Below are 15,825 nucleotides of genomic sequence, written 5' to 3'. Positions count from 1 at the left end.
TACTGGTAATTACTGGAACTATTGGTACGCTCGCGCCATGAGTGACCGGCTGGACGATCTCGAGAGGCGGATCGACGAGCTCCGGGCCGGTGTGCGCAAGGCGATGCGCGCCAGGGACAGCGGCACGGCCAGGATTCTGCGCGCGGAGCTCCGCACCGCCGAGCGCGCGTGGGACGCCCTGGTCAGCCACGACGGGGCGGCGCCGGAGCAGGACGGCCCGGCCGGGCGGGGCACCGGATCGGACGGGCCCGCGCGGCAAGGTGACGGGGCCGGACGGCGGGGCGGCGGGGACGGGCGCGGGGACGGGCGCGGGGACGGGCTGCGGCTGGTGACGGTGCGCGAGCAGGTGCACCAGGCGCTGACCCTGCTGGACGCCCCCGCGCAGGCCCGCCTGATCGTCGCCGTGAGCCAGGCGTTCTTCTCCGGCACCATCCGCAGCCCGCAGCTCACCAGCCTGCGCCGCGACGAGGAGCGCTCGTTCAAGTCCTCCCCGTACGCCAGGCCGTACTACCTGTGCGCGGCGCTGACCGATCGCCTCTCCCCCGCGCGCGGCCTGCTCGCGGTCAGCACCTGGCCGGCCGAACGGCGGCTGGTGGGGCCGCTCAGCCCCCGCGTCGACTTCCTGACCTGCGCCGTGCAGGTGGCACGGCACGTGGGCGACATGGCCCGCCCCTTACCGGACGCGGACCGGCTGCTGGCCAGGATGGCGCGCAACATCCCCGGCGCCGGCGACGACGTGTTCGGCCCGCCGGATCCCGGCCGGGTGATCGAGGCGGCGCGCCGGGAGCTGCGGGTGCACGCGGGCCGCGACACGCAGGACAGGGCCGAGCTGGCGAAACGCGCGACATCGCAGCTCGGTGCGGTGGCTGGGCTGTTCGGCGCCGCTACGCTGAGCACCGTCGCGGACCGAAGATCAACAGGTAGGAGAGGCGGGCGATGAACCGGCTTGACGCGTTGCGCGGCACGACGCCGCAGAAGCCGCATGACGCCCGCGCGATCGCGGCGCTGGCGGCCAACCCCGGCTGCACGCGCAGGGCGCTCATGGACGGGGCCGGGATCGACAAGGACGCCGCCGCGCGGCACCTGGGGTTTCCCGCGCCGTTCGGGCAGTCGCCGTTCGCGATCACGCGTGGCAACGCGTTCGAGGCGCTGGTCAAGGCCGACGGCTGCGCGGAGCTGCTGCGGATGCTGCGCGAGGTGCTCGGCCTGCCGATCGCCGAGGTGGCCTACCACGACGTGGAGAACGTCGGCGCGCACCTGCGTCACGCCCACACCCGGACGCTGATCGACCGCGCCGCCCGGGAGGAGGACGCGGGCACCGTCTACGACCATCCGCTGTTCACCCTCGACATCGCCGGGCACACCGCCTATCTGGAGCCGGACGTGGTGGCGTTCCAGGTCGGCGGGCGGTTCCACATCGTGGAGATCAAGTCGTTCGCGGTGATCGACGGGCAGGCGGACCCCGCGGCGGTCGCGGCGGCCGCGCGGCAGGCGGCCGTTTACGTGCTGGCCCTGCGCGGGCTGCTGGAGGAGCTCGGACACGACCCGCTCAGGGTCTCGCACGAGGTGGTGCTGGTCTGCCCCGAGAACTTCGCGAACCGGCCGGTGGCGACGCTGGTCGACGTGCGCAGGCAGCTCGCGGTGCTGCGGCGCCAGCTCGCCAGGATGACGAACCTCGACCGGCTCCTCGACGGGCTGCCGGACGACCTGACGTTCGACCTGCTGCCGGGCGAGGACGGGCTGCCCACAAGGCCGGTCGCCGAGCTGGCCGACGCGGTGCGCGGGGCGGCGGCCCGCTACGCGCCGGACTGCCTGTCCACGTGCGACCTGTGCTTCTTCTGCCGGGACGAGGCCAGGCAGGAGGGCGCCTCCGATCTGCTCGGCCGGCAGGTCCGGGACGAGCTGGGCGGGGTGGCCTCCGTCGGCGAGGTGCTCGGCCTGGCCGACGGCACCCGTGACCCCGCGCACGGCCAGGAGGAGATCGCGAGACTGCTCCGCAACGCCGAGCGCCTGCGCCGGGAGTGCCTCACGTGACCCCGCCGCGCCACGCCCGCGCCACCGGCCGGAGGTCTCGGGGATGAGCCTGCTCACCTCGCTCGCCCGGCTGCGCGCCATCGACGAGGGGATCGCGCAGCCGATCGCGACCGTCCGCCACTGCCACGTGTCGGCGCGGCCGATGGTGTTCATCCCGCTCAAGCTGTCGGGTGAGGCCGCCGCGCCGCTGGCCGCCATGCTCGGCACCGACCGCGACGAGCCGCGGCTGCTGACCGTGCCGCAGCCGCGCAACCGGGACCTGCGTTTCGCCTGGGCCGCCGAGCTGGCCGGGGTGCTGGTGCCGTACATCGAGACCTTCCTGGCGAGCACCGAGACGGTGGAGCGCAAGAACGCCGACCCGTACGAGCGGGCGCTGGACGCTCCGCAGCTCGTGGTGCCGAACCGCGCGGGGGTGGCGTTCACGCGGCTGCTCGGCCGCTCGACCCGCTTTCGCCGCGTGGACGGGCCGTACCCGGTGCCGGAGGGGGTGCCGCTGCTCGGCCGGTGGCTGACGTACTTCGGCGAGCGCGCCGCCTACCCGGGCTCGTCGCTGACCCTGTGCGCGACCGACGAGCTCGGCAGGCACTGGGCGAGCGGGCAGAGCGCGCTGGAGGACGCCAACCTCGCCGCGCTGGTCTCCTGGATCACCTCGGGGCCTGACGACGACGCGGAGGATCCGCTGATCTGGCCCCCCGCGGGCCCCGCGACCGATCCGGGCTTCGACGCCGAGGTGCTCGCGCCGGCGATCGAGAGCGAGGTGGCCGGACGCGTCACCGAGGCGCTGCGCACCCAGCTCGAACCCACCTGGCGGCTCATGTGGCGGACGATCGACCTGCTGCGCGGCCTGGAGGAGGGCGCCAGCGTGACCCAGCGGTGGGAGCTCGACCGCGCCTCGTTCAGCGGCATGGCCGCACAGGTCGCGGAGGGCGGGCCACCGCAGGCCAGGCGGGACGGCGCGATCGCGGCGGCGGCCCGGCTGGCCCGGATGGAGCGCGCCCAGGCCGCCTACGACGTGCAGCGCGCCTACGACGATCCGCTGATCATGGCCGAGTACCGGCTGACGGGCGAGGCGTTCGCGGGCGAGGTCGTCGAGACCGATCCCGGCAACACCGAGGGCGAGGGCCGCTCGCGCAAGCTGCGCCCGCTCGTCGTGATCAAGACCGACGATCCGGTGCGGCTCACCCCCGGGACCGCCCTCGGCACGCCGGGACGCCGTGGCCAGGGGGCGCAGCTGGTGTCGGCACGCGACGGCCTGGTCACCATCAAGATCACCAAGGGCATGGGCAGGGCCAAGACGCCCGCCCCCGGCTCGGTGCCCGAGGTGGGCGAGCGGGTCTGCTACACCTCGCTCACCGGCGACTTCCAGGGCTCGCCCGCGCTGCCGGAGGCGGAGGCGACCCCGTGGACGCACGGCGGCCCGCCCCAGCAGTACGTGCCCACCGACGAGGACGCCCAGGAGGAGTGGTCGTGACCGACCCCACCCCGGAGCAGGTCATCCAGGCCGTGCTCGCCGACCTGCCGCGCAACCGGGGCGTGGTGGTCGACTCTCCGCCGGGTGCGGGCAAGTCCACCCTGGTCGTACGGGCCGCCGCGCACATCGCCGCGACCGGCGAGCCGCTGATGATCGTCGCCCAGACCAACGAGCAGGTCGACGACCTGGTGGCCCGCATCTGCGACAAGCACCCGCGGCTGACCGTCGGGCGCCTGTCCGCGAGCGGCTACGTGCCGCCGGCCAGGATGCTGGAGCTGCCCGGCGTGACCGTCGGCACCCGCGTCCAGGATCTCGGCGATCCGGACATCGTCCTCGCGACCGCGGACAAGTGGGCGTGGATCGCCGGCCGGGTCTGGCCGTGGGCGATCGTGGACGAGGCCTACCAGATGCGCTCGGACAAGCTGCTGCGCATCGCCGGGCTGTTCGAGCGAGCGCTGTTCGTCGGCGATCCCGGCCAGCTCGACCCGTTCTCCATCGTGGACGGCGACCGGTGGTCGGGCCTGTCGTGGGATCCGCTGCAGAGCGCGGTCTCGGTGCTGCTGCGGCACAATCCGGACCTGCCGGTGCACCGGCTGCCGGTGTCGTGGCGGCTGCCCGCCTCGGCCGCCCCGGTGGTGTCGCGGGCGTTCTACCCGTTCACCGGGTTCCGGTCGGGCACCGGGCCGGAGGATCGGCGGCTGGAGCTGACAACCGGCGGCATGGGCACCGTGCACGACCGGGCGCTGGAGGAGGCGGCCCGGTCCGGGTGGGCGCTGCTGGAGCTGCCGAACCGGCACACCGTGCGCACCGACGGCGAGGCCGTGGAGGCCGTCGCGCTGCTGGCCGCCCGGCTGCTGCAGCGCGGCGCCGTGGCGGGCTCGGAGCAGGGCGAGCGGCCCGTGACGGCCGACCGGATCGCGGTCGGCGCCGCCCACCGCGACCAGGTGGCGGCCATCAGGGCGGCCGGGCTGCCGCCGGAGATCACCGTCGACACCGCCAACCGGCTGCAGGGCCGCGAGTACGACGTCACGATCGTGCTGCACCCGCTGTCGGGGCGCCGGGACGCCACCGCGTTCCACCTGGAGTCGGGGCGGCTGTGCGTGCTGGCCTCGCGGCACCGGCACGCCTGCGTGGTGGTCGCCAGGGCGGGCATCGCCGAGCTGCTGGACGCCCATCCGTCGGCGGAGCCGGTGCAGCTCGGCGCGCCGGTGAAGTTCCCCGACGGGTGGGAGGCGAACCAGTCGGTGCTGGATCACCTGGCCGGGCACCGGGTTTAGAGCCGGCGCCGCCACACGTCGATGATCAGGACCGAGCGCATGCCCGCCGACTCGTAGAGGCCGAGCGCGGGGGTGACGTTGTTGGAGTCGACGTGCAGGATGGTGCCCTTGCGGCCGCGGGCGGCGTCGGCGGCGAAAGCGCGCCGCAGCAGGAACCGGCCCAGCCCGCGGCCTCTGAACTCGGGCAGCACGGCGAGCGTGGCCACGTAACCACAGCCTTCGTCGGAGACGAACTGGTCGTTGCAGTGCAGCATCGCCGCCGGGCGGCCGTCGATCCTGGCGAGGGTGAGCTGGCTCCAGTCGTTGGCGCTCTGCTTGTCCCTGCGCTCGTGCCACAGCTCGTAGCCGATCTCGACGAAGCCGAAGTGCTCGGCGAAGCCCGCCTGCTGCACGCTGTGCGCCTCGCGGCGGATGTCCTCGCTCTCGCCGGTGTGCAGGGTGAGCCCGGGCGGTCCGGCGGGAGGCTCGACGGGCTCGTCGAAGTCGATGCGCATGCGGTAGAAGCTGGTGCCGGCCTCGAAACCGTGCTCCTTGGCGAGCGCGCGCTTGGCGTCGTCGGCGCGGTAGACGCCGACGTCGACCGTGACGCCGTCGTGGCCGCGCTCACGCGCCAGCTCGCGGGCCCGTTCGAGCACGACCGGCCAGAGCCGCTCCGCCAGGCCGTCGACGCCGGGGCGGACGACCACGTCGATGTCCACCAGGTCGCTGTCGCCGTTGGCGCAGGCCCACGCCCAGGCGAGCGGCCCGCCATCGGCGTCGTGCGCCAGCCAGCCGTCCGTGTCGAGGTCGAAGCCCGGCTCGGCGAGGTCGTCCGCGACCTCGTCGAGCGTGCAGTCGGCCACGCCGAGCACCTTCACGTCGCGCGCCACGATGACGTCGTGGATCGCGGCAGCGTCCTCGGTACGCGGTCGCCTGATGGTATACATGCGGCGATTCTCCATAAAAGCCACGCCGCGCGCCTCCCATTTTCCGTCCATGGATAAGCTGTGTGACGTGCTGGACAAGACACCGCTGCGCATCGAGATCATATCGCCCGACGCGACGACGATCCGGCTGGCGCTCACCGGTGATCTCGACTTCGACACCGCCGGGGAGCTCGCGTCCATCCTCCCCGCCGACGGCTGCGATCGCGTGGACATCGACCTGTCCGGCCTGGCGTTCATCGACTCCTCGGGGCTGGCCGCACTGGTGCGGCTGCACCAGGCCCTCGCCGGCTCCGGCACCACGCTGCACGTGGTCGCGCTGACCCCTTATCTGCGCAGCCTGATGCGGATGACCGCGCTGGACCGGCTCTTCAGCCTGCCGCCCGTCTGACCCGTAGATCTTGCTTACTTGCCGCCCGGCAAGTGCGCTCCCTAAGCTGGGGGATCTCATCGCCGCCGTCGAGACAGGTGCGTTGTGCGGGAAGACACCCGGACCCGGATCCAGGAGATCGCCCTCGAGCTCTTCATCGAGCAGGGATACGAGGCGACCTCGCTGCGGGAGATCGCCGAGAAGCTCGGCGTGACGAAGGCGGCCCTCTACTACCACTTCAAGACCAAGGACGACATCGTGGCCAGCCTGGCCGAACTGCGGGTGGTCGAGGTCGAGGAGCTGCTGGCCTGGGCCAGGACCCAGCCGAAGACCCCGCGGATGCGGCGCGAGCTGGTCCTGCGCTACGCGGACAGGCTCCGCGCGCCCCGCTACGCGGAGATCGCCCGGTTCCTGGAGCGCAACCAGACCGCGCTGCGCCATCACCCGAAGATCCTCAGGATGCGCGAGGTGCTGCTGGAGCTCGTCGGCGAGATGAGCGAGCCCGGCACGCCCCCGGTCACCCGGATCAGCCGCTCGATGGCGCTGTTCACGCTGCATGCCGCCAAGTGGACGGCGCATGACGACTCGCTCACCGAGCGTGAGATCGCCGATGCCTCCCTCGAAGTGGCGTTCAGGCTCCTGGAGCCCTAGGTCGGAGACCGCTGTGGCGATTGGGGCGCGAGATCTCGGGCAGAAGGCTCGAACACGGCGAGTGAAGGAGGAGTAGTGGAGGCGACGATAGCGCTCCGTCTGCCCAGGGATGCGGCGAGTGTCCCGTTGATCAGGCAGATGCTGGACGGCACGCTTCGATCGCTGGGTGTGGATCCACAGATCCGTGACGACATCGAGCTCATGCTCAGCGAGGCCTGCTCCAACGTGATCAAGCACGCGCAGCCGAGCGACGACTACACCGTCACGGCCTCCGTCCACGACGACCTCTGCGTGATCAAGGTGACCGACACGGGCGGCGGCTTCGACGCCGGCGCGGTGGTCGAGCCCTCGCCCAACTCGGAGCACGGCCGCGGCCTGCAGATCATGCGCGCCCTGGCCGACGACGTCCGCTTCACCAACAAGCGCGAGAACGGCGCGATGGTGTGCCTGGAGAAGCGGCTCCGCTTCGCCCCGGGGGCGGCCGGACCGCACTTCATGACGACTTAGCCGTCAGGACCCGGCCGTCGTGCCCGCCATGAAGGCGAGCCATACGAGAACGAGCACCGAGATGAGGACCACGGCCAGGAACGACAGGATGAGGGCGATCACCAGAGAGGCGAACGCCCCGAGCAGTGTCCACATTCGCGGAAAAATGCCCTGAAAACATCCATTTATGCGTTTTCACCACCGCCAGACAGGCGTTATGTGACGATATCTCACCCTAACTTGGGCGTAGGTTTCTTGTCGTCCAGCCGGCCGGGCAGCAGGTCCAGCCGCCGGAGTATGACCCCCTCGCGCAACGCCCAGGGGCACACCTCCAGCCGCTCCACCTCGAACAGGTCCATGACCGCGTCGGCCACCACGGCCCCCGCCGCTAACTGCGCCGCCCGCCCTTCGGACACCCCCGACAGCTCGGCGCGCTCGGCCGAGCTCATGGAGGTCAGCTTCGCCGCCCAGTGGGCGGTGTCCTGCCTCGACAGCGAGCGCGAGACGTAGACGCCGTCGCTGGAGGGCGCGGCCCCGGCGATCCTGGCGAGCTGCCTGAACGTCTTGGAGGTCGCCACCGCCCGGTTGGCCCGGCCGTGTCTGACGATGTCGCCGACCGTGCGGGCGATCTCGCCGCGGACGTGCTTGCGCAGGTTCCGCACCTCCTCGGCGGTCGGGGGGTCGGCGGTGAACCGGTCGCGGGTCAGCCGTCCGGCCCCGAGCGGAAGCGACACGGCCACGTCGGGCTCCTCGTCGACCCCCGCGGCGATCTCCAGCGAGCCGCCCCCTATGTCGAAGGCGAGCAGCCGCCCGGACGACCAGCCGAACCAGCGCCGCACCGCCAGGAACGTCAGCCTCGCCTCGTCACGCCCGGACAGCACCTCGATGCGCGCCCCGCTGCGCTCGTCGACCTGGGCGAGCACCTGCTCGCCGTTGCCGGCGTCGCGCACCGCGGAGGTGGCGAAGGCCAGCAGGTCCTCCACGCCCTTGTCCTCGGCGATCCGCACCGCGCCCTCGACGAACTCGCCGAGCCGCTCGACGCCCTCGGCCGACAGGTTGTTGTCCGCGCCGAGAAATTCGGTCAGGCGCAGCTCCTCCTTGTGCGAGTAGGCCGGGATCGGCCGGGCGCCGCGGTGGGCGTCGACGACGAGAAGGTGGACGGTGTTCGAGCCGATGTCCAGCACGCCGAGTCGCATGGCTCGACGCTACAGCCCCCTGCCGCGCACGGCGAAGCGGAGCCTGAAGTGATCGAGCGATGCGGGCAGCGCGCCCTCCAGCCGCACCGAGGGGAACACCTCCCGCTCCCGCAGGAACGTCTCCAGCAGGGTCGCCGCGGTGAACAGCACCAGGTCCTCGCCGGGGCAGCGGGCGAACCCGCCGCTGAACGGCACCCCCGCCCAGGTGTCGCCGCCCAGCCAGAGCTCGGGCCGGTAGGTGTCGCCCGATTCGGCCCGGTTCACGTACGGGCTGTAGATCGCCACGACGGTGCCTTCCGGGACGTCCCACTCGGTCGGCACGGTGGTGTCGCGCAGGATGGCGAGCGTGGTGGGCCAGAGCCGGACCGACTCCAGCACGGCGGCGCGCAGGTGGGCCGCGTCCAGCGGCCCCGGATGGGTGGCGAGCAGGGCGAGCGCCCGGTAGGCGGCCATGGCGGCGGCGTCGTAGGCGAACAGCCAGTGCGGCACCTGCCCCTCGGGATGCACGTCGGGCGCGGCGTGCGTGCCGGCCAGGACTGCGGCGAGGCTGCCGGGCTCGGCGCGCCGGAGGTGGCGCGCCAGCCGGCGCTGGAAGGCGTTGCGCACGTCGGTGCGGCGCCCGCGCAGGTAGAACCAGTTGGCGTCGCCGCGCAGCCGGTCGAGCAGCCGGGTGAGGGTCACGTCGTCCCTGGCCGCGTCGCCGAGCACGATGCGCCGGGCCACCCGCCAGTGCGCGGCGTGGAACGCCTTCCAGGTGAGCACGCCCTCGTGCGGCAGTGTGGCGGCCTCCTCCCTGATGACGCGCTCGAAGGAGGCCGTGCCGGAGTGGAGCACGTGCTCGTGGAGCGCGCGCCGCCTGTCCCGCAGCTCGGGGTCGCTGGTGACGAGCACCGCGTCCGGCTGGAAGTGGCCGAGGGCGCCGCGCTTCTCGCGGTTGGCGGGGGTGAACGAGGCCTCGTCCAGCACGCGCCGGACGTCCTGGGAGGCGAGCGGCAGCACGGCCCAGCCGCGCAGCGGCACGCGGACGAGCAGGGGGCTGTCGCCGTGCTTGGCGCGCAGCCGCCGCAGCAGCTTGACGGCCCTGCCTTCGGCGTCGGCCAGGCTCGCCAGCCGGACCATCAGGGGACGGCGGAGGATGACGCCCTGGGCGACGGCCGGCAGGGCCATGGTCAGGCCGAGGCGCAGCGTCTCGGCGGCCGTCGCCCGAGGCAGCCGGGTGATCGTGGGCATGCGGGGGCGACTACCCTTTCCAGAAGTCGTGACACGTGAGGAGTGCTGATGGGAGCGTGCTGCGGTCCGAGCAGGGACGCGGCCGCCGGGCCGACGCCGGGGCCGGCCGGGCCGACGCCGGGGCTGCTCGGGCTGGCCGAGGCGGTGCGGCGCGAGCCGCCGCGCGGGATGGCGCGCGTTCCGGGCGGCACCTTCTGGATGGGCGGTGACGACTCCGACGGCCATCCGGAGGACGGCGAGGGGCCGGTCCGCCAGGTGCGGCTGGCGCCGTTCCTGATCGATCCGGCGTGCGTGACGAACGCGCAGTTCGCCACGTTCGTGAAGGAGACCGGCTACGTGACCGAGGCCGAGCGGATCGGCTGGTCGTTCGTCTTCAGGCAGTTCGCCAGGCACGGCGTCATGGACGCGAGCGTGCCGCAGGCGCCCTGGTGGGTCGGCGTCGAGGGGGCCACGTGGCGCTCGCCGGAGGGGCCCGGCTCGTCGGTGGGCGACCGGCAGAACCACCCGGTCGTGCAGGTGTCGTGGCACGACGCCGCCACCTACGCCGCCTGGGCGGGCAAGCGGCTGCCGACCGAGGCCGAGTGGGAGATCGCGGCGCGCGGCGGGCTGGAGCGGGCCCGCTACCCGTGGGGCGACGAGCTGGCGCCGAAGGGGCGGCAACGGTGCAACATCTGGCAGGGCCACTTCCCGAGCGCCCCCAGCAAGGGGACGGTGCCGGTGAAGTCGTTCCAGCCCAACGGCTACGGCCTCTACAACGTGTCGGGCAACGTGTGGGAGTGGACCGCCGACTGGTGGGGCACGACGTGGGAGCCGTTCGCGCAGGACCCGGCCGGGCCGGCCGAAGGCACCGCCAAGGTGGTGCGCGGCGGTTCGTACATGTGCCACGACTCCTACTGCAACCGCTACCGGGTGGCCGCGCGCACCGGCAACACCCCCGACTCCGCCACGGGACACACGGGTTTCCGCTGTGCGGCCATAGTCTGAGCGCATGTCACGAACCCTGCGACTGTTGATCACCGGCGGCGGCACCGGTGGTCACACCTATCCGGCTCTGACGACCCTGTCGGCGATGCGGCGGCGTCAGGTGCCGCACGACGTGCTCTGGGTGGGCACGGCCGGTGGCCTGGAGGCCAGGATCACGGCCGAGCACGGCATCCCGTTCAAGGCGATCACGACGGGCAAGCTGCGCCGCCGGCCCAACCTGCGTGAGCTCGGCACCAACATCGCCGACGTGTTCCGGATCCCGGTGGGCGTCCTTCAGGCGGTCGGGCACGCCGCCCGCTACCTGCCCGACGTGGTGCTGTCGACGGGTGGCTACGTGGCGGTGCCGATCGGGGTCGCCGCCAAGCTGATCCGGCGCCCGCTGGTCATGCACGAGCAGACCACGGTGGTGGGGCTGGCCAACCGCATCCTGTCCAGGCTGGCGACCCGGATCGCGCTGTCCCACGAGTCGTCGCTCGACTACCTTCCGGCCTCGGCCAGGGACAAGGCGGTCGTGACGGGCAACCCGATCAGGCCGGAGCTGCTGCAGGGCAACAGGGCGGCGGCCTACGACCTGTTCGGGCTGACGTTCGAGGTGCCCCTGATCTACGTGACGGGCGGCGCGCAGGGCAGCAAGCAGATCAACACGCTGATCTCGGAGATCCTGCCCCGGCTCCTGCCGCACGCCCAGATCGTGCACCAGTGCGGGCCCGCCTGGATCGAGCAGATGCGGGCCGTCGAGCTGCCCGTGGAGCTGGCCGACCGCTACCATCCGGTCCCCTACGTCGGCGGCGAGCTGGCCGACCTGTACGCGGCCGCGGACGTGGTGATCGCGCGCAGCGGCGCCGGCACGGTGTCGGAGCTGACGGCGATCGGCAAGCCGTCGGTGCTGATCCCGCTCATCCCGACGGGAGGCGACGAGCAGCGCAAGAACGCCTCCTACCTCGTGTCGGCGGGCGCCGCCCGGGCTCTGCTGGAGCCGCATCCCACGGCCGACCTGCTGCTGGCGGAGCTGATGCCGCTGCTCGCCGACCCGGGAGTGCGGGGCGCGATGGGCGAGGCCGCCCAGAAGCTGGGCCGCCTCGACGCGGCCGACGCGCTCTGCGACCTGCTGCTGCGGGCCGCCGAAGGCGCCGTCCGGCACGACGGCTAGTCCGAGGGCGGGGGCCCGGGATCCAGATAGCGGAAGGCCTCGTGGGCGGAGCTCAGGCTGCGCCGCAGCGCCTGGTCGAGCTGGTCGGCGTCGCGGCTGAGCCGTTCGATCTCGGGCACGGCGAAGCCGTCGGCGCCGGACTCGGCGACCAGCTCCTCATACTGGTGGAGCCTGCCACGCAGCTCCTCGATCTGGTGGTGGGCCCGGAAGGCGCGCTCGGCCTCGGCCACGTTGGCGGCGTAGCGTTCCAGCGCCTCGACCCGGGCCACCACGGCGGCCTCGCTGCTGTCGAGCGCCCTGGCGAGCGGCTCGGCGACCGCCGCCACCTCGGGGCCGCCGCCGATGACGGTCTCCCTGTGCTTGGCGCGCAGCGCGGACAGCTTGGCGAGCAGCCGGGCGATCTGCCACTCCTGCGCGGGCAGCATCACCGAGTTGCGCACGTCGTCGAGGAGCCCTTCGGCGTTGACCGCCGACTCGGTCACGGCGGCGATGGCACGCTGCGCCCGCGACAGCAGCCTGCGTGAGGACTCCTCGAGGTCCTCGGCGAGCACGTAGCGGCCCTCGTACCAGCGCAGTTGCTCGTAGATCTCGCGGTCGACGGCCGCCTCCTCGTCCTCCTCGGCGAGGTCGTTGCGGATGAAGGTGACGACGAGCACGGGAACGGCCACGAACGCGAGCAACAGCAGGCCGATGCCCCGGCTCGCCACGCCGAGGGTGACCATGAGGGCCGCGAGGACCAGCAGCATGCCGGCGAGCCCCTTGGAGCGGCCCGCCTTGCGCGGTGGCTCGGGCACCCAGCCGCGGCGCATCCTGATCAGGACGAGCTTGCTGTTCCTGATCAGTTGCGCGTCTTCCGGCGGCACCCCCGGATCCACCACCACTTCCGCCACAAATCCGGATCCTATGGGAACTCGGCCTTCTGGACTCGTCAAACCTGTCACCCTCGCAAGTGCCGGAACGCCTCGTGGGCCGAGCTGACGCTGTCGCGCAGGGCCTGTTCGAGGCGGTCGGCGTCCTCTGTCAGGCGGCTCAGCTCGGGCATCGCGGAGTCGCCGGCGCCGGATTCGGCCAGCAGTTCCTCGTAGCGGGGCAGGTTGGCGCTGAGCCGCTCGATCTGGTGCCGGGCGCGATAGGCGCGCTCGGCCTCGGCCACGTGGCCGGCGTAACGTTCCAGAGCCTCCACGCGGGTGAGCACGGCGCGCTCGCTGCTGTCGAGAGCCTGGCCCAGCGGTTCGGTGACGGCCGCGACCTCCGGCGTGACGCCCTCGGCGACCACCTCGTCGTGTTCGGCCCGTAAGTGCGACAGCTTGGCGAGCAGCCGGGCGATCTCCCACTCCTGCGCGGGCAGCATCACCGAGTTGCGCACGTCGTCCAGCAGCCCTTCGGCGTTGACGTGGGAGTCCATGATGGCGTCGATGGCCGCCTGGGCGCGGGACATGAGCGTGCGGGCGCCGTCGTCGAGGTCCTCGCGCAGCACGAACCTTCCCTCGTACCTGCGGGCGCTCTCGTAGACGTGGTGCTCGACCGCGTGCCGCCGCTCCACCTCGGCGTCGGGGCGGGGCTTGGCCAGCACGCCGGCGATCAGCAGCGCGGCCAGGGTCATGATGACGACGAACGGCGTGTAGAACCCCGCGAGGAAGAAGTCGAGCCCGACCGCGATGGCCAGCAGCGCCGCCAAGGTCGTCAGCCCCCTGGCGAACAGCCCGAGGGCGGCCGGGCGGGGCCTGTGCGTGGGGGTCCAGCCGGCGCGGATGCGCACCAGCAGCTTGCGGTTGTCGCGGAACAAGTCGGCGGCCTCGTCTGGCACCGTCGGCTCTATTACCACCTTCGCATGGCGACCGGGCACATAACGGATCCTATGTGGCGGTCTGTCCGAACGTCAGCTCTCCAGATAGCGGAACGCCTCGTGCGCGGAGCTCACGCTGCGCCGCAGGGCGCGTTCCACGTCGTCGGCGTCCTGGGCGAGCCGTTCGATCTCGGGTACGGCCAGCGCGTCGGCGCCGGATTCGGCCAGGAGTTCCTCGTAGCGGGGCAGCCGGGCGCGCAGCAGCTCGATCTGGCTGCGGGCATGGTAGGCGCGTTCGGCCTCGGCCACGTGGCCGGCGTAACGTTCCAGCGCCTCGACCCGCGCGACCACGGCGGCCTCGCTGTTGGTGAGCGCGTTCTCCAGCGGCTGGACCACGGCCTCGACCTCCGGCGCGATCCCCCGGTCGATGAGCTCGCGATGCTCGGTGCGCAGCGCGGAGAGCTTGGCCAGCAGCCGGGCGATCTCCCACTCCTGCTCGGGCAGCATCACGGCGTTGCGCGTGTCGTCGAGCAGGCCTTCGGCGTTGACGTGGGAGCGCAGCACGGAGCCGACAGCGCGCTGTGCCCTGCCGAGCACCCGCGCCGCCTGCTCGTCGAAGTCACCGGGCAGCAGGAAGCGGCCCTCGAAGCGGCGGGCCCGCTCGTAGACCTCCCGCTCGTGCGGGCGGTGATGCTCGGGAACCTCGTTGATGCTGGCGATCTTGACGAGGACGACGAAGACGAACGCGCCCAGCAGGATGAACCCGACGGGCGCGATCGCCGTCTCCAGCAGCACCGCCATGGCGGCGATGATCACCGGGGTGGTGGCGAGCAGCGCGACGCTGGACGGGCTCCTGCGCCGCCGCTCGGCCGGCACCCCGGCAGGGGGCACCCAGCCGGCTCTGATCCTGGACAGCAACGGGGCATTGGCACGCAGCATCCCGGCCGCCCCCGGAGGCACACGGGGATCGACGACCACACCCAAGCTCTGTCCTGGCACCCTGGCGCCCCCAACGCTCGTGATGCCCGGATACTACGGAACATTTCGCGTCAGTGGCAGACTCCCGAAGGACAGTCGAGGGAACCACCAGTTGCGCTCGCCGAGCACCTCCATCGCCGCGGGCACCAGGACCATCCGCACCACGGTCGCGTCGACCAGCACCCCGGCGGCCAGTCCGATGCCAATGATCTGCAGGGCGCGGTCGTCGAAGGTGCCGAATGCGGCGAACACACAGAACATGATCGCGGCCGCGGCGGTGATGACCCGCGCCGTCCCGGCGAGCCCGGCCGCGACGGCGGCGCTGTTGCCGAGCCCCGCCTGGTATTCCTCCCTGATCCGCGAGAGCAGAAACACCTCGTAGTCCATCGACAGCCCGAACGTGATGACGAACAGCATCGTCGGCATCCACGCGTCGATCGGCCCGCCGGTGCCGCGCCCCAGCACGTCCCACTGGAAGAGCGCCACGATCACCCCGTACGCCGCGCCGATGGACAGCAGGTTGACCACGATCGCCTTCAGCGGCAGCACCACGCTCCTGAACACGCCCATGAGCAGCACGAACGAGGCCAGCAGCACCGAGCCCACCAGCCACGGCAGCCGCCCGGCGGCGAAGCCGGCGAAGTCCGCGGCCGCGGCGGTGGAGCCGGTGACCAGTACGGGAGCGGGCAGTTCGGCACGCAGGCGGTGGATCAGCGCGGTGGTGGCCTCGTCCTGCGGGCCGGTGGCGGGCACCACGAGCGCGGCCCGCTCCCCCAGCGCCACCGCCGAGGCCACCCCCGGCGTCCCGCGCGCCTGCTCGACGGCCCGGGCGATCAGCCCGGGAGCGGGCCCTGGAGCGTTCCCGGCGCTCTCGTCGCCTCCGGCAGGGGCCGAGCCGCCGTCCGGCTCCGCCGCCAGTACCAGCGGTGCCGCCGCGCCCGGTCCGAAGCCACGGGCCAGGAGATCGCCGGCGCGCCGGGTGGTGTCAGCGACCTGCCTGTTGCTCGCGTCGGACCAGCCCGCACGCAGGTCCAGCGCGGGCAGCGCGAGCGCGACGAGCAGCCCCGCCGCCAGCAGCCCGGCCGTCCACGGCCTGCGCTGCACGGTCCCGCTCCACCGCGCGGACAGCGGCAGTCCGCCGGTACGGCGCGGCAGCGCCCCGCCGCCCCGCGGCCCCCCGCGATGGCGGCGAACATCGCCCCCAGCGCCGGCGCCGGCCTGCCCGGTAGCCACGCCAGCCCCCCGGCGGATGCGACCAGCAGCACGTGGCCGCGCCGGTCGAGCGGCCG

General features: G+C 72.8%; 17 protein-coding genes. 9 read left to right on the top strand and 8 right to left on the bottom strand.

The window, feature by feature from the left end; translation table 11 throughout:
• The first annotated feature begins 37 nt into the window (after positions 1 to 37).
• Genes V5E28_RS10965 through V5E28_RS10950 form a run of 4 tightly spaced genes read left to right on the top strand, consistent with a single transcriptional unit; the run spans position 38 to position 4,782 of the window.
• Positions 38 to 940, top strand: a complete 903-nt coding sequence (locus V5E28_RS10965; RefSeq protein ID WP_336206446.1) for a hypothetical protein — start codon at positions 38 to 40, stop codon at positions 938 to 940.
• Positions 937 to 2,034 carry a hypothetical protein gene (locus V5E28_RS10960; protein ID WP_336206445.1) on the top strand — a complete coding sequence of 366 codons (1,098 nt, stop codon included), beginning with the start codon at positions 937 to 939 and terminating at the stop codon, positions 2,032 to 2,034. Before V5E28_RS10965 ends, V5E28_RS10960 begins: the two co-directional genes overlap by 4 nt.
• 43 nt (positions 2,035 to 2,077) lie before the next feature.
• Positions 2,078 to 3,505 (top strand): hypothetical protein, encoded by a 1,428-nt coding sequence (locus V5E28_RS10955; RefSeq protein WP_336206443.1) that lies wholly within the window; start codon positions 2,078 to 2,080, stop codon positions 3,503 to 3,505.
• A complete protein-coding gene (locus V5E28_RS10950) occupies positions 3,502 to 4,782 on the top strand; it encodes an AAA family ATPase (protein ID WP_336206441.1) in 1,281 nt (426 codons plus the stop codon). The genes V5E28_RS10955 and V5E28_RS10950 overlap by 4 nt, the downstream gene beginning before the upstream one ends.
• Here V5E28_RS10950 and V5E28_RS10945 read toward each other — a convergent pair.
• Positions 4,779 to 5,708 carry a GNAT family N-acetyltransferase gene (locus V5E28_RS10945; protein ID WP_336206439.1) on the bottom strand — a complete coding sequence of 310 codons (930 nt, stop codon included), beginning with the start codon at positions 5,706 to 5,708 and terminating at the stop codon, positions 4,779 to 4,781. The two genes, V5E28_RS10950 and V5E28_RS10945, sit on opposite strands and share 4 nt — an antisense overlap.
• Positions 5,709 to 5,757: 49 nt before the next feature.
• Here V5E28_RS10945 and V5E28_RS10940 point away from each other — a divergent pair, with 49 nt between their 5' ends.
• The 3 genes from V5E28_RS10940 (at position 5,758) to V5E28_RS10930 (ending at position 7,233) form a co-directional block, all read left to right on the top strand.
• On the top strand, positions 5,758 to 6,096 hold the full coding sequence (locus V5E28_RS10940) for an STAS domain-containing protein (protein ID WP_336206437.1): 339 nt from the start codon (positions 5,758 to 5,760) through the stop codon (positions 6,094 to 6,096).
• A gap of 84 nt (positions 6,097 to 6,180) precedes the next feature.
• Positions 6,181 to 6,726: a TetR/AcrR family transcriptional regulator gene (locus V5E28_RS10935; protein ID WP_336206435.1), complete on the top strand. Its 546-nt coding sequence runs from the start codon at positions 6,181 to 6,183 to the stop codon at positions 6,724 to 6,726.
• Between the two features lie 75 nt (positions 6,727 to 6,801).
• Complete coding sequence (locus V5E28_RS10930; RefSeq protein WP_336206433.1) at positions 6,802 to 7,233, top strand: ATP-binding protein; 432 nt, start codon at positions 6,802 to 6,804, stop codon at positions 7,231 to 7,233.
• Positions 7,234 to 7,236: 3 nt separating this feature from the next.
• Here V5E28_RS10930 and V5E28_RS10925 read toward each other — a convergent pair whose 3' ends face one another.
• From V5E28_RS10925 to V5E28_RS10915, 3 genes are all read right to left on the bottom strand, one after another.
• Positions 7,237 to 7,368, bottom strand: coding sequence for a hypothetical protein (locus tag V5E28_RS10925; protein WP_336206432.1), 132 nt, complete (start codon positions 7,366 to 7,368; stop codon positions 7,237 to 7,239).
• 74 nt (positions 7,369 to 7,442) lie between these two features.
• Positions 7,443 to 8,408 (bottom strand): Ppx/GppA phosphatase family protein, encoded by a 966-nt coding sequence (locus V5E28_RS10920; protein WP_336206430.1) that lies wholly within the window; start codon positions 8,406 to 8,408, stop codon positions 7,443 to 7,445.
• A gap of 9 nt (positions 8,409 to 8,417) precedes the next feature.
• A complete protein-coding gene (locus V5E28_RS10915; RefSeq protein WP_336206428.1) occupies positions 8,418 to 9,638 on the bottom strand; it encodes a cytochrome P450 in 1,221 nt (406 codons plus the stop codon).
• Between the two features lie 168 nt (positions 9,639 to 9,806).
• On the opposite strand from V5E28_RS10915, the gene V5E28_RS10910 reads away from it, so the two are divergent.
• Together V5E28_RS10910 and V5E28_RS10905 are read left to right on the top strand one after the other, a co-directional pair.
• Positions 9,807 to 10,622: a formylglycine-generating enzyme family protein gene (locus V5E28_RS10910; protein WP_442945805.1), complete on the top strand. Its 816-nt coding sequence runs from the start codon at positions 9,807 to 9,809 to the stop codon at positions 10,620 to 10,622.
• Positions 10,623 to 10,626: 4 nt separating this feature from the next.
• Entirely contained in the window at positions 10,627 to 11,772 is a 1,146-nt protein-coding gene (locus V5E28_RS10905; protein ID WP_336206425.1) for a UDP-N-acetylglucosamine--N-acetylmuramyl-(pentapeptide) pyrophosphoryl-undecaprenol N-acetylglucosamine transferase, read from the top strand.
• Here V5E28_RS10905 and V5E28_RS10900 read toward each other — a convergent pair.
• The 4 genes from V5E28_RS10900 to V5E28_RS10885 form a co-directional block, all read right to left on the bottom strand.
• Entirely contained in the window at positions 11,769 to 12,662 is an 894-nt protein-coding gene (locus tag V5E28_RS10900; protein ID WP_336206423.1) for a hypothetical protein, read from the bottom strand. The two genes, V5E28_RS10905 and V5E28_RS10900, sit on opposite strands and share 4 nt — an antisense overlap.
• Before the next feature lie 47 nt (positions 12,663 to 12,709).
• A complete protein-coding gene (locus V5E28_RS10895) occupies positions 12,710 to 13,579 on the bottom strand; it encodes a hypothetical protein (RefSeq protein WP_336206422.1) in 870 nt (289 codons plus the stop codon).
• 72 nt (positions 13,580 to 13,651) lie between these two features.
• The gene (locus tag V5E28_RS10890; protein WP_336206420.1) at positions 13,652 to 14,497 is read right to left on the bottom strand and encodes a hypothetical protein; all 846 of its coding nucleotides are present in this window, start codon (positions 14,495 to 14,497) and stop codon (positions 13,652 to 13,654) included.
• Positions 14,498 to 14,590: 93 nt separating this feature from the next.
• The gene (locus V5E28_RS10885) at positions 14,591 to 15,769 is read right to left on the bottom strand and encodes an MMPL family transporter (RefSeq protein WP_336206419.1); all 1,179 of its coding nucleotides are present in this window, start codon (positions 15,767 to 15,769) and stop codon (positions 14,591 to 14,593) included.
• Positions 15,770 to 15,825 lie beyond the last annotated feature (56 nt).

The sequence above is a fragment of the Nonomuraea sp. LPB2021202275-12-8 genome, from assembly GCF_037044575.1.
Taxonomy (GTDB): Bacteria; Actinomycetota; Actinomycetes; order Streptosporangiales; family Streptosporangiaceae; genus Nonomuraea.
The sequence above is the reverse complement of the archived record's forward strand: the minus strand, read 5'-3'. Positions and strand labels throughout refer to the sequence as shown.